Origin of the sequence: Archangium gephyra (assembly GCF_042230915.1) — a bacterium.
GTDB classification, from domain to species: Bacteria; Myxococcota; Myxococcia; order Myxococcales; family Myxococcaceae; genus Archangium; species Archangium gephyra_B.
In genome coordinates this window covers 3039391-3061370 of record NZ_CP102578.1, presented here as the reverse complement: position 1 = coordinate 3061370, position 21980 = coordinate 3039391, and the positions used below count along the sequence as shown (strand labels likewise).

Below are 21980 nucleotides of genomic sequence, written 5' to 3'. Positions count from 1 at the left end.
GTCTATGTACAACGTCAACGGACACTTGAAAAAATTCTATGAAGTTCATGTTCGACTGGGTCAACAGCGGAGGCAACGCTTGGCGGAAAATCGAGACGCGTGTTTGCGGAGGCTAAAGGAAGGACTTGAGAAACTCGGTCAAGTCCGGAGGCAAAGCTACGGCACATTTGTCGACAAGCGTGATCAGGGCAGCTATGCAATGCATACGCTGAATCAGCAAAGCAAGAACGACTACGACATCGACGTCGCAGTCATTTTTGAAAAGGATGATTTGCCAACAACTGCCCTCGAAGCGCGCAAAAGAATTGCAGATGCGTTGAACGAGATTGGTGGTGGGTTTTTACGTCCGCCAGAGCCACGCACCAATGCTGTAACCGTCTGGTACGCGGAAGGCCATCATGTGGACCTTGCAATTTATAGGCGGAGCAAGAATTGGCTGGGAAGCCCTGTACTAGAGCATGCTGGGCCTGCATGGAACCAACGGAATCCGGAAGAAGTGACAGAATGGTTCACTAAGCGAGTAAAAGCGCTAAGCCCCTCAGGGCCAAATACTGAGGTGGAACCAGACCAGTTGCGTCGCATTGTTCGCCTCGTCAAAGCATTCGCGCGCTCACGCGAAGTGTGGAAGGGCAATCTCCCCGGGGGCATGATCATCACGGCGCTTGTTGTTGATGTTTACCGGAAGAATTCCCTGCGTGACGATGTCGCTTTTTATGAAACGCTTGTTGCCATGAAGAAGCGGATTCATTCCAGCACCGATGTTCGAAATCCTGTGAACTCGGGCACGTCTCTTACTGCAAAGCAGGAAATTGCCGCACAGGTTCGTCGGTTCCGGGAGAAGATTGAACTCGCCCTTGAGGAACTGGAAATACTCCATGACCCAGACTGCACCGAAAAAGATGCTCTGGCTGCATGGAACTGGGTGTTTCGCCATTCATTCTGGGGGGACCTCAAGGCTGATGTCGATAGCGATCCAATACCTGATTCGGAAAAAGAAGTCGCCCGGCTGGATTTTGAGATCGGTATTTCCAACGAAAAAGAAGGGACAGTTCAGCGAAACTACAACGGCCCTGTTGAGCCACTCTCGAAGGGAAAGTGGCTCCGATTCCGCCCCAAAGATAAAGATAGTGAGCTTGTTCGTGGGTGTGAGTTGCGCTGGACTGTAAGGAATACCGGCGATGAGGCACGAGCATCAGGCCAGGAACGTCATGTTAAACTTGTTCAAGGTGACTATTGGTTACAAACTGCATACAAGGGCGTGCACACGATGTGTTGTGAGGCTGTTCGCAAAGGTGTAGTTATTGCTCGTGGTGTTCGTCGCGTACGCGTAGGTCAACGATAAATAACGTACGGGCGGCATAAAAGAGCCACAGTGGACCGTCCACGAAAGTTCGTGCCGAGTCGAGCCTTGAGTTGCTGAAGCGCTTGTGCCGCAACTGCCCCGAGCGACATCCACGCCTACGCCGATTCCACCTACGGAGGGCGGAGCGCGCAGGATTGGCTGCCAGGTAGTTGCGACCTCACCAGCCACTTGCATTTGGACGCGCACCTGAATGCACTGCCGCCCGGACGTCGTCCCTGCACACCGGACAGGCCGTGCAAGCTTGGTGAGCGCCCGTCCTAGCCACAATAAGTGTAGCAGTCGCTTCTTTGGCAAGGGCGTCCGCCGATAAGGCGAGTCGTTGTCTCAACTGTTTATGCCCCAGGCCTCACCCATCTGGCTGGCGGGGGCTTGTCCGGCGGACTGCCCTCCCTTCCACCGCCACCCCACCCCACCCCACCCAGCTTGTGACCATGGACGACATTCGCGCCACCGGCCCCTCCCAGGCCACCCCGGCACGAATCAGACGCTCGCGCGACAGCATCTGCCAGGACTGGCTGGCGGCTGTCCGCGCCCGCGTGCCCGCCGCGAAGGACAAGCCGGCCAGCCTCATCATCAACTCCCTCCCGGAGTGCCTCCTGCACTACGCCGCGTGGATGGCCGGAGAGGACTGCGCACAGCAGAAGCTCCGGGAGTTGGGCAAGGAGCATGGCGAGCAGCGCGCGAAGCTCGGCGGGTTCTCCCTGGAGCAGCTCCTCCTCGAGTACAGCCTGCTGCGGGAGGTGATGCTCGGCGTCCTCCAGCGAGAAGAGCCCCTGACGGGGCCGGACCTGCGGCGGCTGCTGGCCGCGCTCGACGAGAGCGCGAGCACCTCGAGCGTCGAGTTCGTCCGCCTCGAGCACCTGCGTCTCCAGGCCGAGCTGCCCCCGGTGACCGGCAGCCTGCGTGCGGTGGTGGATGGGCTGCAGGATGGAATCCTCATCGTGGACCGGCAGTGGCGCATCGTCTACGTGAACACCCCGGCGCTGCGTGTCCTCTACGGCGACTCCGAGAGGGTCCTCCGGATGCTCCAGGGCCGATCGCTCTGGGACGATCCCCCCACGCTCGGCAGCTCCCGGCTGTTCAAGGGGCAGATCGACGCGATGGAGCGCAACCAGACCGTGGAGTTCGAGGAGCACTTCCCCGCGCTCGGCCTCCGGCTGCGGGTGAGCATCACGCCCAGCCCCCAGGGCTTCGTCACGGTCTTCCGGGACGTCACCGCCACCCGGAAGGCCGAGGAAGCGCTCGAGGAGAGCCAGACCAGCTTCCGGATGATGGTCAACAGCGTGAAGGACTACGCCCTCTTCATGCTCGACGCGGAGGGGCACGTCTCGAGCTGGAACGAGGGCGCCGAGCGGATCAAGGGCTACAAGGCCGAGGAGATCATCGGCCAGCACTTCCGGCGGCTCTACATGCCGGAGGACGCGAAGGCCGGCCGCCCCGAGCACAACCTGCAGAAGGCGCGGCTGTGTGGCTCCGCCACGGACGAGTGGTGGCGTTGCAGGAAAGATGGCTCGCCGTTCTGGGCCTCGCTCACCATCACCGCCATGTACGACGAGGAGGGGAACCTCCAGGGCTTCGCGAAGATCCTCAAGGACCTCACCGAGCGCAAGCGCGTCGAGGAGCAGCAGAAGTTCCTCGCCACCATGGGAGCGGTGCTCTCGGCGTCGTTGGACGCGGACGACAACCTGCGCAAGCTCGCGCACCTCATCGTGCCAACGTTCGCCTCGTGGTGTGTCATCCACACCCTGGAGCCGGGGCGGAGCCTGCGGGTGTGCGTGCTGCACCACGAGTCCGAGGAGAAGCAGCGGCTGCTCGAGGCGCTGGAAGGGCAGTACCCCGACTTCCTGGAGCTGGCCGGTGGCCCGCGCAAGGTGATGCGCACCAGCCAGTCCGTCCTCGTGAGCCAGGTGGACACGTCGATGCTGGCGTCGTTCGCCCGGGACGAGCGGCACCTGGAGCGGCTGCGGGAGCTCGGCTTCGAGAAGTACGTATCGGTCCCGCTGGTGGCGCGCGGGCACATGGTGGGAGCCCTGACGCTCGTCTCCTCCAGCGGGCTGCGCCAGTACGACGCGGACTTCGGCGCCTTCGCCGAAGACGTGGGCCGCCGGGTGGCGATGTCCATCGACAACACCCGGTTGTACCGGGAGACCGAGCGCGCGGTGCGGCTGAGGGATCACATCGTCGCGGTGGTGTAGCACGACCTGCGCAACCCGCTCACGGCCATCGGCGGCGCCGCCGGGCTGCTGAAACGGACCCAGGATCTCGGGGAGAAGGCCGCGGTGGTCCACCGGAACGCGGACATCATCGGACGCTCGGTGGAGCGCATGAGCCGGCTGATCTCCGACCTGCTGGATGCCGCCCGCATCGAGGCCGAGGGGCTCGCCATCTCGCCCCAGGAGACGCCGCTGGACGTCCTGCTGGAGGAGGTCTCCGATGCGTTCGAGCCCATCGCGCACGAGCGCTCCATCCACCTGGTGGTGGACCTGACGCCGCGCGACTGCCGGTTGCGCGTGGACCGGGGACGCATCTTCCAGGTGTTCTCCAACTTGGTGGGCAACGCGCTCAAGTTCACGCCCGCCGGGGGCACGGTGAGCGTCTTCGTCGAGGGGTGTGACGAGGAGGCCCGGTTCTGCGTGAAGGACACCGGGCCGGGGGTGAAGGAGGCGGATCTCCCGCACCTCTTCGACGCCTACTGGCAGGCCGAGCACACCCGGAGCACGGGGGCGGGGCTGGGGCTGGCGATCGCCAAGGGCATCGTCGAGGCGCACGGGGGGCGCATCTGGGTGGAGAGCACCCCGGGAGAGGGCGCCACGTTCTACTTCACGCTGCCGAGGACGGAGCGGGCCCGGGGCAAGGGCGGCAACGAGGACACGGGCCCCGCAGGCAAGAACATGCACTGAAGGAACCGCCTCGCGGGGAGCCTATGCGTCCTCCGGCGCCCTGCTGCCGCCCTCCACCACCGTGGCACCGAGCTCCTTAGCCAACCGCACCGGCTCCACGTGCGAGCGCTTCGCGATGGCCTGGGCCAGGGGCTCCGCGTGCGTCGTCACCCAGACCTGGCTGTGCATGGAGGCGTCCACGATGAGCCGTCCCAGGGGCTCGAGCAGATCCGGGTGCAGGCTCGTCTCCGGCTCGTTGAGCGCGAGGAAGGCGGGGGGCCTCGGGCTGAGCAGCGCCGCCAGCAGGCACAGGTAGCGCAGCGTGCCGTCCGACAGCTCGCGAGCCGCCAGCGGGCGCCGCAGCCCGGGCTGGTGGAGGAAGAGACTGAAGCGGCCCTGCGGCGCCTGGATCTCCACCCGCGAGCCCGGGAAGGCATCCTCGAGGGCCCGCTCCAGCCCCTCCTCGTCTCCAATCTCGATGATGGTCTGCAGCGCGGCGGCGAGGTCCCTGCCGTCATGCGCCAGCACGGGCGTGCGCACGCCCACCTGGGGCGAGCGCTGGGGCGCCTCCGGGTCCGTCCGGAAGTGGTGGTAGAAGCGCCACATGCGCAGCGCGCGCTGCAGCTCGGCGAGGCGCGGGAAGCGGTGCGGCTCGGAGAGCTGGGCCATCACCGACTCGCCGGCCCACAGCTGCATGGGGAAGGTGGTGCGGTTGCCCTCCGAGTCGCGCAGGAAGGCGGTGCGGTCCTTGCGCTCCATCAACACCGCGCGCCGCCGGGCCTCCACCGTCCAGAGGTATTCCTCCTTCACCTCGGGGTCCAGGTTGAAGAGGCTCGGGGACTCTCCGTCCTTGCCCGAGGCGGGCGGCACGGGGCCGAGGCTCAGCTCGTAGGCGAGGTCATCCAGGGTGACGCCCACCGTCATGCGCACGGGCTTCTTGTTGTCGCGCGAGCCCGCCCACAGCACGCTGGGCACCCCGCCCTCCTCCGCGAGCGCATGGGACAGCCGTCCATCGGCCGCGGCGGCCAGCAGGTAGAGCGAGCGGTAGAGGTTCGTCTTCCCGCTGCCGTTGGGCCCCACGATGACGGTGAGCGGCCCCACGGGGAGCACGAGCTGCCGCACCGAGCGGTACCCGGAGACCTCGAGCTGGGTGATGGGCATGGTGAACTCTGGTCTCATGGGGACTTCACCGCCGTCAACACAGGAGAGAGCGCGACATGTCCACCCGGTGCATTGCCCCACCTCTGTCGAGAGGCCTGGTTGCGCTCGTGCTGCTGGCGGGATGCGCCGGAGTGAACCCCTACGGACCGGCCCAGTACGCGCAGACAGCGGACTCGGCGACGAACGGCTGCCTGCGCAACCCCGCCTGCTACATCACGAGGCCGGGCGAGGAGGCCGTCATCCCCTGGGTGTCTCGTGCCGTGGACGCTGCCCAGACCGCCACCACCGTGGCGATGATTCTACAGGAGGCGGATATCCAGTTCGTCGAGCAGACCCTGGTCCAGTGCGCCCAGGCCGCGAATGAACAGGTCAACAAGGTGGATGAGGATCTACAGGGACAGGAGCCCACTGCGGAGCAGTGCCGCCAGGTGGTCCGTCGGGAGGGCAACACGGAGGTGACACGAGCCATGGACCTCGGGGCCCGGAAGCACAAGCTGGCACTCGACTGCGCACGGGCTGCGTTCGCGGAACGCTTCTCGGAGAACGTCAGCGTGGAACCCACCTACCAGAAGGACTCCTCCACGGGAGTGTGGCGATGGATTGACCCCGCGCAGGTGGCGGAGTGGCTGAAGCTCGGGCTGAGGAGCCAACTCTGGGGCTCGCTGGTGCCCGACCTCGTCCTTCACGCCTCGCGCAATCCGAACCAGGTCCAACACGTCTACGACTTCAAGTTCCCCTGCCCTTCCGACAAGAAGCCTTCTTGGAGGCCATACACCAAAGGCCACCCCCATTTTCCGAGGGATCAAGGGGAGATGTACAAGAAGGCGCTTCTTGGAGGAAAGGGCGAGCCCCGTCCCGTCACTCCTGGTGGAGTCCAGCGATGAGCGACCACTACCCGCGTGTACGAATCGACAGGAGCGTTGGGAAGCAACAGATCCTCTGCATCCGGGAAAGCGTGAGCATCACCTTCTACATGAAGCGCTCCCACCAGGAGGTCGTGCACCAGGTGCTGAACGCCCTGGACGTATACCGCCGTGCGGTGGGACCCCAGGCGCTCACCAGTTACGCCCACCCCTACAACGAGACCTGGGATGAGCTCGATGAGAAGGGCTGGGCCTACATCCGGCAGCACATGCTCGAGGAACCCGCTGCCTATCCCTGGTTGTGCCAGTCAGACAGTGAAACCCTGGGCTACGAGTTCAACTACAACGGCCTCCTGCTTGAGATCTACGAAGAGGATGAGGACCCCGCGAGCCAGGTGTCCTTCTTTCTCCCCACGGAATACCTGGAGGAGCATGGACCGGGGCGCGTGAGGGAACTGGCGCTGGAACTGGCAGCGGTGCTGCCCTTCAACTCCGGCCACGCGGGGCTCTGCTTCCACTTCCCGGACACCATCCTCGGTGCCACCCGCCGCATCCGGGACCTGGCCTTCCGCTACCCCGGCATGGACATCCCAGGAGCGCGCTCCTCGGCCAGTTCGATTGGTACGCGGCTGGACGGGGTGCACTGGCTGAACTTCCTGGGCCCACCCGTGTTGGGGGATCTGGGGGGCGCCGCCGGCCTGCGCACACGCCTGCAGTCGCCTGGCACCACCGTGCAGGAGCTCGACGGAGAGCGGGTGGTGGTGACGCTGGGGAAATGGCCGGAGGCGGGCGACACGGAGCAGGGCCACACGCTGCCCGCCTGGCGAGAGCTGGCACGTGTCCTGGAGCCCTGGCTGTACATGAGCCCCTGCATCCTGGACGGCTTCAGCGAAGAGGACATGCGCCGCTGGCAGCGCCGCTTCCTCGACTGACGGCGCGCTGCACACTGTCGCCCCGGGCCTGTGCGCGCCGTTGCACAGCCTACACACACCGAGCCCCGCCCTTCCCTCTGCATGACGCATGGCGCCACGGTTGGCGCGCGCGGTGCAATGGACCCTCGCCCGGAGGGTCCGAATCCATGAACGCAACGATGTCGACGAAGTGGGATGTGCGGGTGCTGGCCGTGGCGGGCGCGGGGATGATGGCGCTGGCGGGCGTCTTCCTCTGGAGGGACTTGCAGGTGCCGCACGAGCTGCTGCTCGCGGTGGCCGCGGTGCTCGCCTCCGCGGTGGCCCTCGCCGAGGTGCCCCGTCATCGCCCGCTCGTGGGCCCCATCGCCCTGCTCCTCACCGGCCTCATGGGCGGCCTCTGGTACGCGGCGACGAAGTCCGGGCTCCTGCTCGCGGGCCTGGGCCTCACCGTCCTCGCCTCGGCCGTCACCGTGGCGCGCACCTGGCGCCGCACCGAGGCGCGCGAGGACAAGCTGCAGGCCTGCCTCCTCTGGTACGGGCTGACGGCCGCGGTGATCGCCGCCTCGTGGGCCTTCTATTTCCACTTCTTCACCCTGGGCTTCGCCGCCGATGATCTCGGCCGCCGCCTGGTGCTCACCCTGGGCTGGCTCGCCGCGGGCGTGGGCCTCGTGGTGTACGGCCGCCTGCGCGACGAGAGCGTCATCCGCGACGTGGGCTTCGCCTTCATCGCCGTGGCCCTGGGCAAGGCGCTCGCCTATGACACCACGCACCTGAGCGGCACGTTGCGCGTCGCGGGCCTCGCCGGCGCGGGCGCGCTGATGCTCGGTGGCGCGTGGCTCTCCGTCCCCCGCACGGCCCGGAGCGTGTGACATGCACCCCCTCGCCGCACTCGTGATGATGCTCGCCGCGGGCACTCCCGGGGGCCGCTGCTTCGTCCCCTCGGACCAGACGGCGGGGTGGAAGCGCGTGGTGCTGCCCGAGGAGGCCCCGGCCCTCGCCGCCCCGGCGGACGTGGACTGGTTCCGCTCCGGCGAGCCCGCGCTCCTCTTCGAGCAGGACGCCTCCGCCTATACCGGCGCGGACTCGGAGCGCCCCGGCCGCATGGCCTACGCCTTCCGGGTACCCCGCGACGGACGCCGGCTGGAGCTCGGCTTCCTCGGGGACCTGCGCGGCGCGAAGGTGGACGCCGTGGCGTACGCGGGCGGCCGCGCCTTCCCGCTGCTCGACGAGAAGCGGCTCGCGGGGACGCAACTGGCACTGGAGTGGACGATGGAGGGAGTGGAGCAGGTGGTGGTGTCCGTGCACCACCACTTGCGCGAGAAGCCGGTCGTGCGCACGTGGCGCGTGGGCCGCCTGCTGAAGCCCTCGGAGGACGCGGCCATGCCCGGGTCCTTCCGTGCACCGGGCTCGCTCTACTTCCTCCACCCGGGGGGCCGGCGGCTGGAGCTGTGCGACGCGCCGGGGCGCACAGCCCACCTCTCCCGCTGGCCCGAGAGCGCCAACGCCTCCGAGGTGACACTGCGCCGGCCGTGAGCGCTCACGCGCGGTGAGAAGCACCACTCCCAGGTTTTGAGAGCGGGCGAGTGACGCGCACGGGTTGTCGCGTAGCTCGCCCGCCTGCTCCCTGGCGTGCATGTGTGCCGTGCACGAGACAACGCAGGCTAGCAAGGCGCCGTGCTCCCACACTCCCGGTCCCATTGCACCATTCCTATTTCCTGGTCCTCACGCGCGGTGCGTGCCTCGAACAAGGGGAATGGGTGTGGGACTGGAACACGCGACGCTCCGAGGCCTCCTGCGGTACACGAACCGGCTGTTGAGCTGGCCGCTCGTGGCGGCCCTCTGGGTGGCGCCCGCCGCCCGGGCCGAGGCCCAGCAGCAGCAGCCACAGCAGCAACCGCCTCCGGCTGGAGACATCTCCAATCTCGCCGAGAGCGCTTCCTCCAAGCATCAGCTTCCCTCCTCGCTGGACAGCGAGAACGAGGAGGCGGAGCCCGAGTTCACCATCGGACCCACCGAGCCCGTGGCGCCCGGTGAGCGCCGCTGGGTGCGCAAGTTCGAGCTGGCGGATCTCAAGTCCTACTTCGCCGAGGGCGTGCTGGCGAAGGCGAAGGACGCCTATGACGGGGGCCGCTACCGCACCGCGCGCCAGCTGCTGGAGACGGAGGAGGCGACGCCGCCGGTGCGCTACCTCCGGGCGATGAGCGCGCTGCGCATGGGCCAGTGGGCCACGGGGGCCGAGGAGCTGGCGGCCCTGGCGGAGAGCCACCCGCCCCTGCGCGACTACTGTCACTTCGAGGCCGCGAAGGCCTATGAGCGGATGCGCAAGTGGGCGGAGGCCGTGCAGCACTACGGCGCCGTGTCCCCGGGCGCGCGGCGCTATGAGGATGCGCGCTTCGGCATGGCCGCCATCCTCGAGAAGAAGAAGCGGGACTACGCGGGGGCGGTGGCGGCGCTCACGCCCATCGTCCAGACGGACTCGCCCAAGCCGAACAACCCCCGGCAGGCCGAGGCGTGGCTGACCATCGCCCGGCTGGCGCGCTACCAGGCCGACTACAACGGCGAGCACCGCGCGCACCTGGCCGTCTGGGCGCTCCACCCCTTCTCCAAGCAGGTGCCCGCGGCCATCAAGGGCCTGCGTGACTTGCCCTACGTGCCCAAGTGGAAGGTGGCGCGCGCGGAGACGCTGCTCTCCCTGCACCACAACCGTGAGGCACTGGACATGCTGGAGCGGATGCTCCCGAAGATGGAGCTGCCGGACGCGCTCGCCTGCCGCGCGCACTTCGCCTACGGCACGGCCCTGCGCAAGGAGCGCAAGCACTCGCTGGCCATCCGCGCGCTGCGGCCCGTCGTCGAGCAGTGCCAGGACGAGGCGCTGCGCCCGCGCGCCCTCTACGTGCTGGGCTACTCGGAGTCGGTGGTGGAGCCGGACAGCTCCATCCCCACCTACCTGAAGCTCGCGCAGGACTACCCGCGGCACCCGTACGCGGATGACGCGCTCTTCTACGCGGCGCACAAGGCGCTGGAGCGCGGCAACAAGGCGGCGGCCATGGCCGCGTTGGATCAGCTCATCTCCCACCACCCGGACGGCAACTTCGCGGCCGAGGCCCTCTTCCAGCGCTTCTGGGTGTACCGCGCCGAGGGCCAGCAGGACGCGGCGCTCGAGGCCCTCTCCCGCATCGAGGAGCTCAAGGGCAAGGGCTCCACGCACGAGTCGGTGCAGCGCGCCCGCTACTGGCGCTCGCGCACGCTGCGCACGCTGGGCCGCGCCGAGGAGGCCAATGCGCTGATGGAGCGCGTGGCGGCCGAGGGGGCGGCCACGTGGTACGGGCTGATGGCGCGCTCGCGCCTGGCGGTGGAGGCTCCGGAGCGGGCCCGGGCCGTCAGCGAGCGGCTGCGCAGCCCCGGCAGCCCCATGGCCGTCTGGCCCCTGGACGCGGGCAACCTCGCGGAGGATCCGCACTTCGTCACCGGCATCGAGCTGATGAAGCTGGAGCACCGCGAGGCGGCCTCGGAGCTGCTGGCGGTGGACCGCAAGGGCCGCAGCGAGGAGTCCATCCGGCTGCTCTTCCACATCCTCCACGCCTCCGGCTTCAAGGGCCATGCGCGCTCCATCGCGTGGGCCCTGCGCCGCGAGGGACTGGCCGCGCCCACCGAGGCCGAGACGCGCCTCATCTACTCGGCGGCCTATCCGCACGCCTTCCGCAACCTGGTGGTGCAGCACAGCCGGGCGGCGCGGGTGAACCCGGACCTGATGCAGGCCCTCATCCGCGAGGAGAGCGCCTTCAACCCCAACGCCCGCTCGCCCACGGGCGCGCTGGGGCTGGCCCAGCTCATGCCGGCCACGGCCTTCGCGGTGGCGCGCCAGCTCAACGTGCCGCTGGCCACGCCCTCCGCGCTGCTCGAGCCCCGGGAGAACATCCGCCTGGGCTCGGCGTACCTGGGCAGCCTGCAGCGGCGCTTCGCCGGCAACCCGGCCTACGCGGTGGCCAGCTACAACGCCGGCCCCGGCGCGGTGGACCGCTGGCTGTCCCGCTTCCCCGGCGCCGAGCTGGACGAGTGGGTGGAGCAGATTCCCGTGGAAGAGACGCGCCACTACGTCAAGCGCGTGCTGGGCAGCGCCTCGGCCTACCAGCTGCTCTACGCCTCGGACAAGATGACCACGCTGGCCTTCGGGGAGCGCGGCTCCAATAATGCGGGCTCTCGCTGAGCCCGGCATGTCCCACGACGAGATCCACGAATCCAACACCCAGCTGTACGGCTCCTGGCGCTTCTTCGCCAGGAGCAGCCTCGCCGGAGAAGTGCTCGACCTGCCCGAGGTGAGCATCGCGTCGAGCAACGTCTCGTGGTCGATGATGAACGCGGCCTTCCTCCCCGCTGCGGTGGAGACGGAGGAGGCGCTGAAGCGGGCGGCCGCCACCGCCGCCCGGCACCTGGCTCCCCAGGGGCGGGGGTGGATGCTCGCCTTCTGTGAGGACCAGGTGCCGCCCCGGCTGCGGGACAGGGCCGGGGAGCTGTTCGCCCCCCACGGGTTGAAGCTGTCGATGGTGGCCACCGGCATGGTGGCCGAGCGCCTCGCCCCCGCCCTGCGGCCCCCGCCGGTGCTGGAGGTGCGCCAGACGGCGGACGCCCAGGGACGCCGCGACCTCGCCGACGTCAACTCGCGCTGCTACGACATGCCCCTCGCCACGGGCCGCGAGGCCTTCGACGTACCGGGCCTCTTCACGGGGGACGGCAAGGGCTACGTCGGCTACCGCCAGGGAGAAGCCGCCAGCAGCGCGGCCGTCATCCGGGTGGACAACGTGGCCTATGTCTCGATGGTGGCCACCCTGCCCGCGCACCGGCAGCTCGGCTGTGCCGAGGCCGTCATGCGCCACGCGCTCACCGAGGCGGAGCGGGCGTGGGGGATTGAGCGCACGGTGCTGCACGCCACCCCAGCGGGCCTGCCCGTGTACCGCCGCATGGGCTACCGGCCCGTGACGCGCTTCCACTTCTACATGGCGGCGCCCCAGGGCCGGTGAGCCGGTGTCAGCGGCTGGCGCGAGGCAGCGCGAGCGCGCCCTGCAGCTCGCGCAGCTTGGCCTGGACGGCGCGGGCGTTGGCCGGCCCCAGGCGCAGCAGGTGCTTCTGCGCGGCGCTGAGCTGCTCCAGCTCCGGGGCGGCGTAGGCGTAGTTCACCCCCGGCGTGTCCACCACCTCGAGCTCGGCCTCGGGCACCGGCGTGTCCAGCAGCCGCTGGATGGCGTTGGCGAGCGTCTGCTCGAAGCGCTGGCCGGGGCGGCTGATCTCCTTGTAGGCCGTGTCGATGAGCGGCTTGAGCGTCTGGTACGCGCGCACGCTGGCCTGCGTGTCGAGCGAGGAGAAGACGCGCGACACCGCGTCGTAGCGGGCGAAGCTCTCGGGGGCGATGAAGGTGCGGCCCTCGCGCTCGACGACCTGGAAGGTGCCCTGGGGGGCCATGAAGGAGAGCGCGGCGCGCGGGCTCTCCCCGTCGGAGACGTTGCTGGCGGCCGTGGCGAAGCGCCGCACGAGGTCCTCGGTGGAGGCGAGCCACTTCCCCAGTTCGGGGAGGGGGGACAGCGGGCCCACCAGCTCGCGCACGCGGGCATCACTCTGGCCCAGCGGAGGCAGGGGCACGGCGGGCGTGCCCGGGGCCGCTGGCTGCGCGTCGGGCGAGGGGGCCGCGGCCACGGGCGCGGAGGGCGTCGTGGCGGGAGCCGGCACCTCGGGCTTGCCGCGCAGCACGAGCCAGAGGAGGCCCAGGCCCACCACGGCGAGGGCGGCCATGCCCACCACCAGGGGCTTGCGCGATGGAGAGGGCTTCGGTGCGCCGGCGGGTGCCCCCTGGGGCTGCTGCGGGTCGCTCATGATTCCTCCACGGAAGGGTGTGGCATTGCCACGTACTGCTCCATCCGGGTGATGCCCAGCTTCTTCATCCGGCTCTGCAGCGTGGAGGGTTTGAGACCCAACAACGCCGCCGCGCCGCCCGGGCCGTAGATGCGGCCCTGCGTCAGCGTCAGCACGCGCAGGATGTGCTGGCGCTGCACCTCCTCCAGCGTGGGCACCGCGCCCTCCACCAGCGGCGGCGCCTCCACGGCGGCCTTCGCCCCCGGCAGGCGGATGGGCAGGTCGAACGCCTCGGCGCCCAGCTCTGCCTTGCGCGACAGGATGGTGGCGCGCTCCAGCGCGTTGGCCAGCTCCCGGATATTGCCCGGCCAGTCGTACGCCGAGAGGCGGGCAATCCCCTCCGCCGCCACCTTCATCCCCCGCCGTCCGGTGCGCCGGGCCTGCTCCTCCAGGAGGAACGCGCACAGCTGCGGCAGGTCCTCCAGCCGCTCGCGCAGCGGGGGCAGCCGCAGCGGGAAGACGCTCAGCCGGTAGTACAAGTCCTCCCGGAAGCGCCGCTGGGCGATGGCCTGCTGCAGGTCCACGTGCGTGGCCGCGAGGATGCGCACGTCCGCGCGCACCGTCCGGTCGCTCCCCACCGGCTCGAAGGTCTTCTCCTGCAGGGCGCGCAGCAGCTTGGCCTGCAGCTCCACGGGCAGCTCGCCCACCTCGTCCAGGAAGAGCGTGCCCCCGTGCGCCATCTGGAAGCGCCCCGCCCTGTCGCGCGTGGCGCCGGTGAAGGCCCCCTTCACGTGGCCGAACAGCTCGCTCTCCAGCAGCCCCGCGGGGATGGCCGCGCAGTTGAGCGTCACGAAGGGCGCCTCGGCCCGGGGGCTCCAGCGGTGTATCGCCCGCGCCAGCCGCTCCTTGCCCGTGCCCGTCTCGCCCAGCAGCAGCACCGGCGTCTCCGTCTCCGCCACCTGCCGCGCCCGCCGTGCCAGCTCGCGCACCGCCTGGGCCCGCGACGTCTCCAGCACCCCCACCTCGTCCCCGCCCAGCTGCGCCTCCAGCAGCCGCGCGTGCTCGTGCTCCCGCCGGTGCAGCCGCTCGAAGGTGCTCTTCTGCTGCGTCTCCTGCAGCGTGGTGGCGAGCATCTGCCCGTACACCTCCACCAGCTCCACCAGCTCGCGCGGGTACGTCTCGCACTCCGTCCGGTCCAGCGTCAGCAGCCCGTAGCAGCTGTCCCCCGCGCACAGCGGCACCACCATGCACGAGTGTCCGGGCGGCAAGTCCAGCACCCCGTCGAAAGGGTCTCCGTCCCCGTGCGCGTGGTCCTCCTGGGTGAAGGCGCGCGCCCGGCGTGTCTCCAGCGCCTGGCGCAGCGTGGGGAAGTCCGTCAGCTTCAGCTCGTGGCGCCGCACCTTGTCCGAGGCCAGGGGCCCCCGCGCCGCCACCGCCACCAGCTTTCCTTCTCGCAGCAAGAAGAGCGTGGCCAGGTCGAAGCGCACCACCCGGGTGAGCCAGTCCAGCCCCCGGCGCAGCAGCTCCGCCACGGCCTCCTCGGAGACCGCCAGCTCGGCCAGCTCCCGGGCCTGCGCCCCCACTGTGCTCCGCGTCACCGAAACGATGTCATCCGCCATGCGTCCTTGTAGATAACCGGAGCGCCACCGAAATGTCAGTGGCGCCGGGCACCGATATTTCGGTATGCACCGGTCCGGCGGAACCGTCTGGGGAGTGGGGAGGAGTCAACCCTTTGGAATCACAGGTGGAGTTTCCCTGGCACGGACGCTGCTCCGAGTAGTACGCGAAGAAACCCTGTCCGGTCTGCCAGCAGGCAGGCCTCAACCCCCAAGGAGTCGAAACACATGCTGACCGTTGGCGACAAGCTTCCCGCGTTCAACCTCACCGCCGTCGTGAGCCTCGAGAAGGGCAAGGAGTTCAAGGACCTCAACCAGGACAGCTACAAGGGCAAGTGGCTGGTGCTCTTCTCCTGGCCCAAGGACTTCACCTTCATCTGCCCGACCGAGATCGCCGAGTTCGGCAAGCGCGACAAGGACTTCCAGGACCGCAACGCGCAGGTGCTCGGCCTGAGCACCGACAGCGAGTACGTGCACCACGCGTGGCGCACGCACCACCCGGACCTCAAGGGCCTGCCCTTCCCGATGCTGGCGGACATCAAGCGCGAGCTGAGCGCGGGCCTGGGCATCCTGCACAAGGACGCGGGCGTGGCGCTGCGCGCGACCTTCATCATCGACCCCCAGGGCATCATCCGGCACGTGTCGGTGAACGACCTGTCGGTGGGCCGTAACGTGAGCGAGACGCTGCGCACGCTGGACGCGTTCCAGACGGACGAGCTGTGCCCCTGCAACTGGCAGAAGGGCGAGGAGACGCTCACCAAGAAGCTGGCGAAGGCGGGGTAATACGCCATGGCGTCGCTCGAAGTCGTTCGCGGTGAGCTGGCGGAGGCCCACAAGGACACCCGCCTCAATCTCCAGTCGGTGCTGGAGAACAACAGCCTGACCTCCGAGCAGCGCTGGGGGGTGGCCGTGGCGTGTGCCTTCGCGGCTCGCAACGAGCTCATCAAGAAGGCCATGCTGCACGAGGCCCGTCAGGCGCTGGGCGAGAAGGCCGAGCCCGTCATCGAGGACGCGCGCGCCGCGGCCTCGCTGATGGGGATGAACAACGTCTACTACCGGTTCCGCCACATGGTGGGGAAGGAGTCCTACTCCACCAAGCGGGCCGGCCTGCGGATGAATCGGCTGGTGCAGGTGCTCACCAACAAGGTGGACTTCGAGCTCGTCTGCCTGGCGGTGAGCGCCATCAACGGCTGCGAGACGTGCGTGCAGTCCCACGAGAAGGTCGTCATCGAGGGCGGCCTCTCGGAGGACCAGGTGCACGACGCCGTCCGCATCGCCGCGGTCGTCCACGCGGCGGCGGTGGGCCTCGAGTCGTAGTAGGCGTTCCGCTTCACGCTGACATCAGACACGCCCTCCGGTGGCAACACCGGGGGGCGCGTCACTTTCAGGCCCCACGCATCCCATCTCCCACACACCCGAAAGGAACGGACGCATGTACCGCAGCCCCAGCCCCCTCTCCGAGCAGACGCGCACCGCCGTCTCCGCCACGCTCAACGAGCGTCTGGCCGATGGCTTGGATCTCCACAGTCAGATCAAGGTCGCGCACTGGAACATCAAGGGCCCGCAGTTCGCGGCGCTCCACCCGCTCTTCGAGACGTTCGCGGTGAGCCTGGCGGCGCACAACGACTCGGTGGCCGAGCGCGCGGTGACACTGGGCGCCAAGGCGTACGGCACCAGCCGGCACGTGGCGAAGACGAGCCGCCTGCCGGACTATCCGCAGGAGACGTCGAAGGACCTGGAGCACGTGCGGCTGCTGGCCGACCGCATCGAGTCCTACCTGACCGGCGTGCGCGAGAGCCGCAAGGTGGCCGAGCAGCACCAGGACACGGACACGGTGGACCTGCTCACCGGCATCATCACCGAGTTCGAGAAGCACGCCTGGTTCCTGCGCGCCTCGCTGGAGTCCTGAGCGCGAGGTGACCCGCGGGGCCGTGCCGGGCTAACCTCCGGAGCGCGGTCAACGCGAGGAGCCTCGACATGTCAGGCCAGGATGCACCCCGTCCAGTCCCCCCCGGGGAGCGGGAGCAGGAGGCGCCGGGCCTCCGCGCGGTGGCAGCGGCGGACGCCCACGCGGCCGCTCCGGGCGGAGACAAGCGCCCTCTGAGCGACGCGGAGATGCAACTGCTGCGCGGGGTGTTCGGCGACGGGCTCGACTACCGGCCCGTGCGGCTGGTGCGGATGGCGCCCTTCATCGCGAGCCTCAACGGCAGCCGGGCCTTCGTGCTGGGCAACACGCTCAACCTGCCCTCCATCGACTACGACGCCCTGTGGCGCGGGGACAAGGCGAAGGCGTGGCTGCTCGTCCACGAGTGCACCCATGTCTGGCAGTACCAGCACCACGGCCTGGGCTACGTGGCCGAGTCGCTGTGGGCGCAGGGCTTCGGCGAGGGCTACGACTACGTGAAGGCGCTGCGCGCGGGGAAGCCCTGGAAGAAGATGAACCCCGAGCAGCAGGCCCAGCTCATCCAGGACGCCTTCCACGGCGGCTACTTCGAGCTTGCCGGGGTGCGCGTCGGCGCGGTGGGCGGCAAGGGCGCGGTGCTGCGCCCCGGAGGCAAGACGCCCGAGGGTTTCACCGACTACACGCCCGTGCTCGTCGCGGCCGTGGAGGAGCTGCGCAAACCCAAGCCCGCCTGACGCTCCGGAGACAACGAAGCGGGCGGACCCCCGGGAGTACGACACCCGGACGGCCGCCCGCTTCAGCTACAGCACCTGGGACTCAGCGCGCCTGGTCGGCCGCGACGGGCTGACCGCCGCCCAGCCCCATCTGGTGCAGCGTGAAGGCCCACAGGTCGGTGTACTCCTCGATGATCTTCCCGGTGGGCTTGCCGGCACCATGGCCCGCCTTGGTCTCGATGCGGATGAGCACCGGGGCCTCACCGGCCTGCGCCGCCTGGGCGGCCGCGGTGAACTTGAAGCTGTGGCCCGGCACCACGCGGTCATCGTGGTCCGCGGTGTGGACGAGCATGGCGGGGTAGCGCGTGCCCGGCTTCAGGTTGTGCAGCGGCGAGTACGCGTAGAGCGCCTTGAACTCCTCCGGGTTCTCCGAGGAGCCGTAGTCGCTCGTCCACGCCCAGCCGATGGTGAACTTGTGGAAGCGCAGCATGTCCATCACGCCCACGCCCGGCAGGGCCACGCCGAACAGCTCCGGACGCTGCGTCACCGCCGCGCCAATCAGCAGGCCCCCGTTGGAGCGGCCGGTGATGGCCAGGCGCTGGGTGGTGGTGTACTTGTTGGCGATCAGCCACTCGGCCGCGGCGATGAAGTCATCGAAGACGTTCTGCTTCTTCAGCTTCGTGCCGGCCTCGTGCCACTCGCGGCCGTACTCACCACCGCCGCGCAGGTTGGCTACGGCATAGACGCCGCCCTGCTCCATCCACACCAGGTTGGCCACGCTGAAGCCCGGCGTCATCGCGGCGTTGAAGCCGCCGTAGCCGTAGAGCAGCGTGGGGTTGGTCCCATCCAGCTTCAGCCCCTTCTTGTGGCTGAGGAACATGGGGACGCGGGTGCCGTCCTTGCTCGTGTAGAAGATCTGCGTCGTCTCGTACTGCGACGGATCGAACTTCACCTTCGGCGCCTTGAACACCTGGCTCTGGCCCGTCTTCAGGTCATAGCGGTAGATGGTGGTGGGCGAGGTGTAGCTGGAGAAGGCGTAGAAGGTCTCCGTGTCCTGGCGCTTGCCGTCGAAGCCGAAGGTGGTGCCCAGGCCCGGCAGCGCCAGCTCGCCCTTGGGCTTGCCGTCGAGCGAGTACAGCCGCACCTGCGAGTGGGCGTCCTTCATCACGCTGACGATGAACTGGTTGTTGACGAGGTTGACGTGCGACAGCGTCTCCTCGCCCTGGGGGAGGACTTCCTTCCAGTTCTTGCGCTCCGGCTTGCGCAGGTCGATGGCGACGACGCGGCCGCGCGGCGCCTCCAGGTCCGTCTTGAACCAGAAGAGCGTGCCGTCATTGCCGACGTAGTCGTACTCCGCCTCCCAGTCCTTGAGCAGCTCGACGACCTTGGCCTTGGGATCCTTCAGATCCTTGTAGAAGACGAGGTTCTTGGTCTGGGTGCCGTGCGAGACGTTGATGAGCAGGTAGCGCCCGTCATGGCTGACGAAGCCACCGAAGCCCCACTCCTTCTGGTCCTTGCGCTCGTAGACGAGGACGTCCTCGGCCTGCGGCGTGCCCAGCTTGTGGAAATAGAGCTTCTGGAAATAGTTGGTGCCGCTCATGGCCTCGCCGGCCTTGGGCTCGTCATAGCGGCTGTAGAAGAAGCCCTTGCCGTCCTTCGTCCAGGAGGCACCGGAGAACTTCACCCACTTGATGACGTCCGGCAGGTCCTTGCCCGTGCGCACGTCGCGCACGCGCAGCTCCTTCCAGTCGCTGCCGGCGGAGGCCACGCCGTACGCCATCAGGTTGCCATCCTCGGTGATCTCCAGGCCCGAGAGGGCCACCGTGCCATCCGCGGACAGCGTGTTCGGATCGAGCAGCACGCGGGGCTCGGCCTCGAGCGAGTCGGCCGTGTAGAGCACGGACTGGGCCTGCAGGCCGTTGTTGCGGTTGAAGAAGTAGCGGTTGCCCTCGCGCCAGGGCACGCCGTACTTCTCGTAGTCCCACAGCTCGGTCATCCGCTGCTTGAGCTGCGCGCGGAGGGGGATCTTCTCCAGATAGCCGAAGGCCAGCTGGTTCTGGGCCTCGATCCACTGGCGGGACTCGGGCGAGTCGGGGTTCTCCAACCAGCGGTACGGATCGGCCACCTGGGTGCCGTGGTAGTCGTCGACCACGGCATCCTTGCGCGCGACGGGATAGCTCGGGCGCGAGGAGGCCAGGGAGGGAGCGCTCGCCGTGCTGGAAGCGGCGGGCGCGGCGGGCTGGGACGCGCTGGGGGCCTGGGCCTCCAGCTGCGTCGGAGCATGGCTGCAGTGCGTGAGCCAGAGGGCGCACGCGGCGGCGGAAAAAGCGCGGATTCTCATGGTGGCGCGCGAACCTATCAGCCCGGGGGCGTATTTCCGAAACGGCACCATGACCCGCATGACTCGCCGCGTCGGAAGCGCTACCAGACCTTTACGCGCTTCTCGGGGGGCAGGTACGCGCCGTCGCCCTCCTTCACGCCGAAGGCGGAGTAGAACTCGGGCATGTTGCGCACCACGCCGTTCACCCGGTACTCGCCCGGCGAGTGCGGATCCGTGAGGAGGATCTGCCGCAGGGCATCGTCGCGGTGCAGCGTGCGCCACACCTGGGCCCAGCCGAGAAAGAAGCGCTGGTCCCCGGTGAAGCCCTCGATGGCCGGAGCCTCCTGGCCGCCCAGCGACAGCACGTAGGCCTTGAAGGCCACGGTCAGGCCGCTCAGGTCGCCGATGTTCTCGCCCAGCGTCAGCTTGCCATTGACGTTCATCCCCTCGAGCGGGGTGAAGGACGAGTACTGGTCGGCCAGCATGCCGGTGCGCTGCTGGAAGGCGGTCTTGTCCTGCGCGGTCCACCAATCGCGCAGGTTGCCGTCGCCGTCCGAGCGGCTGCCCTGGTCATCGAAGCCGTGGCTGATCTCATGGCCGATGACGCCGCCGATGGCGCCGTAGTTGACGGCATCATCCGCCTCGGGATTGAAGAAGGGAGGCTGGAGGATGGCGGCCGGGAAGACGATCTCGTTCATCGTCGAGCTGTAGTAGGCATTCACCGTCTGCGGCGTCATGCCCCACTCGAGCCGGTCGATGGGCTTGCCGAGCTTGTCGAGGTTGCGGCGGAGATCGAAGGTGGTGGCGCGTTTCACGTTGCCCACCAGGTCGTCCTTGCTGACGGTGAGCGAGGAGTAGTCCCGCCACTTCTCCGGGTAGCCGATCTTCACGTTGAACTTCGCCAGCTTCGCCTTGGCCTGGGTCTTGGTGTCCGGGCTCATCCACTCGAGCTGGTCGATGCCATTCTCGAAGGTGACGCGCAGGTTCTTCACCAGCTCCTGCATGCGGGCCTTGCTCTGGGGGCTGAAGTGGCGCTCCACGTAGAGCCTGCCGAGCACCTCGCCCAGCGCGAAGTCCACCGCCTCCACGCCACGCTTCCAGCGGGGGCGGTTCTCCTGGAGGCCCTGGAGCGTCTTGCCGCGGAAGACGAACTCGGCCTGCTCGAACGGGGAGCTGAGCAGGGGCGCCATGTCGTCGAGCAGCTTGAAGGTGAGGTACTGCTTGAGCACGGGCAGCGGCGTGCTGGCCAGCGCAGCGTCCATGGCCTGGAAGTAGTCCGGCTGGCGGACGATGACACCAGGCGTCTTCTCCGCGCCCAGGGCCTTGAGGTAGCGAGACCAGGAGAAGCCCGGCGTGAGCTGCTCCAGCTCGGCCACGCTCTTGAGGTTGTAGGTGGCCTCGCGGTCCCGGTTGCGCACGCGGTCCCAGTGCTTCTCCGCCAGCGACGTCTCGAGCGCGAGGATGGCCTTGGCCGCACCGGCCGGGTCCTTCTCACCCGCGAGGCGCAGCAGCGTCTCGATATAGGTGAGGTAGGCGGCGCGCGTCTCGACGAAGCGCGCATCCTGCTTGAAGTAGTAGTCGCGATCCGGCAGGCCCAGCCCGCTCTGGGTGACATAGGTGATGTAGCGGGTGGCCTGCTTCGCGTCCTGGTTCACGTACAGGTTGAGCGGCGTCTGGACGCCCAGGTGCAGCATCGTGGCGAACAGCTCCGGCAGCCCCTGCTTGTCCTGGAGCGCGGCGATGCGCTCGAGGTCTCCACGCAACGGCTGGAGGCCGAGCGCCTCGATGCGATCCGTGTCCATGAAGCTCTGGTAGAGATCGCCGACCTTCTGCGGATCCGTCCCGGCCTTCTTGTCCTGGGTGGCGGCGGCCTCCTCGATGATGACGCGCAGGGCGGCCTCGCTCTGGTCGCGCAGCTCGATGAAGGAGCCGTAGCGGGCCTTGTCCGCGGGGATCTCCGCCGTCTTCAGCCAGGTGCCGTTGACGTAGCGGAAGAAGTCATCCTGCGGGCGCACGCTGGCGTCGAAGTTCTTCGTGTCGACGCCGAGGGAGCGGGGCTTGGAGGACATGGCGGCAACTTCCGGCTGGGTGTTCCGCGAGCTGGCCGTGCATCCCAGAAGGAGGCAGGCCCCAAGCGTGGGAGCCCAGGAAAGGCGGAGGGGCTTCTTGCTGTTCATGCGTTCTCGCTGTGCTGTGTCGGGTGAGACGAAGGGAGGTAACCCGGGGAACGGCGGGGAATTCCCCAGGATCGTCCGGACTCCCCCCGCTTCGGGTGGCGCGCATGCTGCCCGAGCCGCTCGCGAGGCGTCCACGCGCCCCCGGTGGACCCCTTCGACACGGAGCGTCGTGACGAGAAAGAGCCGCGACAGCACACACAATCCGTGCGAAGAGCGCCCGGAGAGGAGGG

The 21980-nt window shown here is 68.4% G+C and carries 18 protein-coding genes; 13 read left to right on the top strand and 5 right to left on the bottom strand.

Annotated elements, in window-relative coordinates:
• The first annotated feature begins 4 nt into the window (after positions 1-4).
• From NR798_RS12310 to NR798_RS12300, 3 genes are all read left to right on the top strand, one after another.
• Positions 5-1342 carry a cyclic GMP-AMP synthase DncV-like nucleotidyltransferase gene (locus NR798_RS12310; protein WP_375771651.1) on the top strand — a complete coding sequence of 446 codons (1338 nt, stop codon included), beginning with the start codon at positions 5-7 and terminating at the stop codon, positions 1340-1342.
• Positions 1343-1794: 452 nt separating this feature from the next.
• Positions 1795-3558 carry a PAS domain S-box protein gene (locus NR798_RS12305; RefSeq protein WP_375771650.1) on the top strand — a complete coding sequence of 588 codons (1764 nt, stop codon included), beginning with the start codon at positions 1795-1797 and terminating at the stop codon, positions 3556-3558.
• A 6-nt stretch (positions 3559-3564) separates the two neighbouring features.
• Positions 3565-4263 carry a sensor histidine kinase gene (locus tag NR798_RS12300; protein ID WP_375773753.1) on the top strand — a complete coding sequence of 233 codons (699 nt, stop codon included), beginning with the start codon at positions 3565-3567 and terminating at the stop codon, positions 4261-4263.
• Between the two features lie 21 nt (positions 4264-4284).
• On the opposite strand, the gene NR798_RS12295 is transcribed toward NR798_RS12300, so the two are convergent.
• On the bottom strand, positions 4285-5403 hold the full coding sequence (locus NR798_RS12295; protein WP_375773752.1) for an AAA family ATPase: 1119 nt from the start codon (positions 5401-5403) through the stop codon (positions 4285-4287).
• Positions 5404-5459: 56 nt separating this feature from the next.
• Here NR798_RS12295 and NR798_RS12290 point away from each other — a divergent pair, with 56 nt between their 5' ends.
• The 6 genes from NR798_RS12290 to NR798_RS12265 all read left to right on the top strand — a co-directional run bounded on the left by NR798_RS12290 (position 5460) and on the right by NR798_RS12265 (position 12195).
• Complete coding sequence (locus tag NR798_RS12290) at positions 5460-6287, top strand: hypothetical protein (RefSeq protein WP_375771649.1); 828 nt, start codon at positions 5460-5462, stop codon at positions 6285-6287.
• A complete protein-coding gene (locus NR798_RS12285; protein WP_375771648.1) occupies positions 6284-7198 on the top strand; it encodes a DUF3396 domain-containing protein in 915 nt (304 codons plus the stop codon). The genes NR798_RS12290 and NR798_RS12285 overlap by 4 nt, the downstream gene beginning before the upstream one ends.
• Positions 7199-7344: 146 nt before the next feature.
• Positions 7345-8046 (top strand): DUF2339 domain-containing protein, encoded by a 702-nt coding sequence (locus NR798_RS12280; protein WP_375771647.1) that lies wholly within the window; start codon positions 7345-7347, stop codon positions 8044-8046.
• Position 8047: 1 nt separating this feature from the next.
• A complete protein-coding gene (locus NR798_RS12275; RefSeq protein ID WP_375771646.1) occupies positions 8048-8710 on the top strand; it encodes a hypothetical protein in 663 nt (220 codons plus the stop codon).
• Between the two features lie 226 nt (positions 8711-8936).
• Positions 8937-11384 carry a transglycosylase SLT domain-containing protein gene (locus tag NR798_RS12270; protein WP_375771645.1) on the top strand — a complete coding sequence of 816 codons (2448 nt, stop codon included), beginning with the start codon at positions 8937-8939 and terminating at the stop codon, positions 11382-11384.
• A gap of 7 nt (positions 11385-11391) precedes the next feature.
• On the top strand, positions 11392-12195 hold the full coding sequence (locus NR798_RS12265; protein ID WP_375771644.1) for a GNAT family N-acetyltransferase: 804 nt from the start codon (positions 11392-11394) through the stop codon (positions 12193-12195).
• Between the two features lie 7 nt (positions 12196-12202).
• On the opposite strand, the gene NR798_RS12260 is transcribed toward NR798_RS12265, so the two are convergent.
• Together NR798_RS12260 and NR798_RS12255 are read right to left on the bottom strand one after the other, a co-directional pair.
• Positions 12203-13042, bottom strand: a complete 840-nt coding sequence (locus tag NR798_RS12260; RefSeq protein ID WP_375771643.1) for a DUF3014 domain-containing protein — start codon at positions 13040-13042, stop codon at positions 12203-12205.
• Positions 13039-14640: a sigma 54-interacting transcriptional regulator gene (locus NR798_RS12255; protein ID WP_375771642.1), complete on the bottom strand. Its 1602-nt coding sequence runs from the start codon at positions 14638-14640 to the stop codon at positions 13039-13041. Before NR798_RS12255 ends, NR798_RS12260 begins: the two co-directional genes overlap by 4 nt.
• A 225-nt stretch (positions 14641-14865) precedes the next feature.
• Between NR798_RS12255 and NR798_RS12250 the strand changes: the two genes are divergently transcribed.
• From NR798_RS12250 to NR798_RS12235, 4 genes are all read left to right on the top strand, one after another.
• Entirely contained in the window at positions 14866-15420 is a 555-nt protein-coding gene (locus NR798_RS12250) for a peroxiredoxin (protein WP_375771641.1), read from the top strand.
• A 6-nt stretch (positions 15421-15426) separates the two neighbouring features.
• Positions 15427-15954: a carboxymuconolactone decarboxylase family protein gene (locus NR798_RS12245; RefSeq protein ID WP_375771640.1), complete on the top strand. Its 528-nt coding sequence runs from the start codon at positions 15427-15429 to the stop codon at positions 15952-15954.
• Between the two features lie 115 nt (positions 15955-16069).
• Positions 16070-16546: a DNA starvation/stationary phase protection protein Dps gene (gene dps, locus NR798_RS12240; RefSeq protein ID WP_375771639.1), complete on the top strand. Its 477-nt coding sequence runs from the start codon at positions 16070-16072 to the stop codon at positions 16544-16546.
• Positions 16547-16614: 68 nt separating this feature from the next.
• Positions 16615-17274: a hypothetical protein gene (locus tag NR798_RS12235; protein WP_375771638.1), complete on the top strand. Its 660-nt coding sequence runs from the start codon at positions 16615-16617 to the stop codon at positions 17272-17274.
• An 82-nt stretch (positions 17275-17356) separates the two neighbouring features.
• On the opposite strand, the gene NR798_RS12230 is transcribed toward NR798_RS12235, so the two are convergent.
• Positions 17357-19594, bottom strand: coding sequence for a prolyl oligopeptidase family protein (locus NR798_RS12230; protein WP_375771637.1), 2238 nt, complete (start codon positions 19592-19594; stop codon positions 17357-17359).
• 80 nt (positions 19595-19674) lie between these two features.
• Complete coding sequence (locus tag NR798_RS12225) at positions 19675-21750, bottom strand: M13 family metallopeptidase (RefSeq protein ID WP_375771636.1); 2076 nt, start codon at positions 21748-21750, stop codon at positions 19675-19677.
• Between the last annotated feature and the right edge of the window lie 230 nt (positions 21751-21980).

Bases quoted from the DNA above. Each gene is read 5' to 3' on its own strand.
- NR798_RS12310 (WP_375771651.1), top strand. From the start codon at position 5: ATGTACAACGTCAACGGACACTTGAAAAAATTCTATGAAGTTCATGTT.
- NR798_RS12305 (WP_375771650.1), top strand. From the start codon at position 1,795: ATGGACGACATTCGCGCCACCGGCCCCTCCCAGGCCACCCCGGCACGA.
- NR798_RS12295 (WP_375773752.1), bottom strand. From the start codon at position 5,403: ATGCCCATCACCCAGCTCGAGGTCTCCGGGTACCGCTCGGTGCGGCAG.
- NR798_RS12290 (WP_375771649.1), top strand. From the start codon at position 5,460: ATGTCCACCCGGTGCATTGCCCCACCTCTGTCGAGAGGCCTGGTTGCG.
- NR798_RS12285 (WP_375771648.1), top strand. From the start codon at position 6,284: ATGAGCGACCACTACCCGCGTGTACGAATCGACAGGAGCGTTGGGAAG.
- NR798_RS12280 (WP_375771647.1), top strand. From the start codon at position 7,345: ATGAACGCAACGATGTCGACGAAGTGGGATGTGCGGGTGCTGGCCGTG.
- NR798_RS12275 (WP_375771646.1), top strand. From the start codon at position 8,048: ATGCACCCCCTCGCCGCACTCGTGATGATGCTCGCCGCGGGCACTCCC.
- NR798_RS12265 (WP_375771644.1), top strand. From the start codon at position 11,392: ATGTCCCACGACGAGATCCACGAATCCAACACCCAGCTGTACGGCTCC.
- NR798_RS12260 (WP_375771643.1), bottom strand. From the start codon at position 13,042: ATGAGCGACCCGCAGCAGCCCCAGGGGGCACCCGCCGGCGCACCGAAG.
- NR798_RS12255 (WP_375771642.1), bottom strand. From the start codon at position 14,640: ATGGCGGATGACATCGTTTCGGTGACGCGGAGCACAGTGGGGGCGCAG.
- NR798_RS12250 (WP_375771641.1), top strand. From the start codon at position 14,866: ATGCTGACCGTTGGCGACAAGCTTCCCGCGTTCAACCTCACCGCCGTC.
- NR798_RS12245 (WP_375771640.1), top strand. From the start codon at position 15,427: ATGGCGTCGCTCGAAGTCGTTCGCGGTGAGCTGGCGGAGGCCCACAAG.
- dps (WP_375771639.1), top strand. From the start codon at position 16,070: ATGTACCGCAGCCCCAGCCCCCTCTCCGAGCAGACGCGCACCGCCGTC.
- NR798_RS12235 (WP_375771638.1), top strand. From the start codon at position 16,615: ATGTCAGGCCAGGATGCACCCCGTCCAGTCCCCCCCGGGGAGCGGGAG.
- NR798_RS12230 (WP_375771637.1), bottom strand. From the start codon at position 19,594: ATGAGAATCCGCGCTTTTTCCGCCGCCGCGTGCGCCCTCTGGCTCACG.
- NR798_RS12225 (WP_375771636.1), bottom strand. From the start codon at position 21,750: ATGAACAGCAAGAAGCCCCTCCGCCTTTCCTGGGCTCCCACGCTTGGG.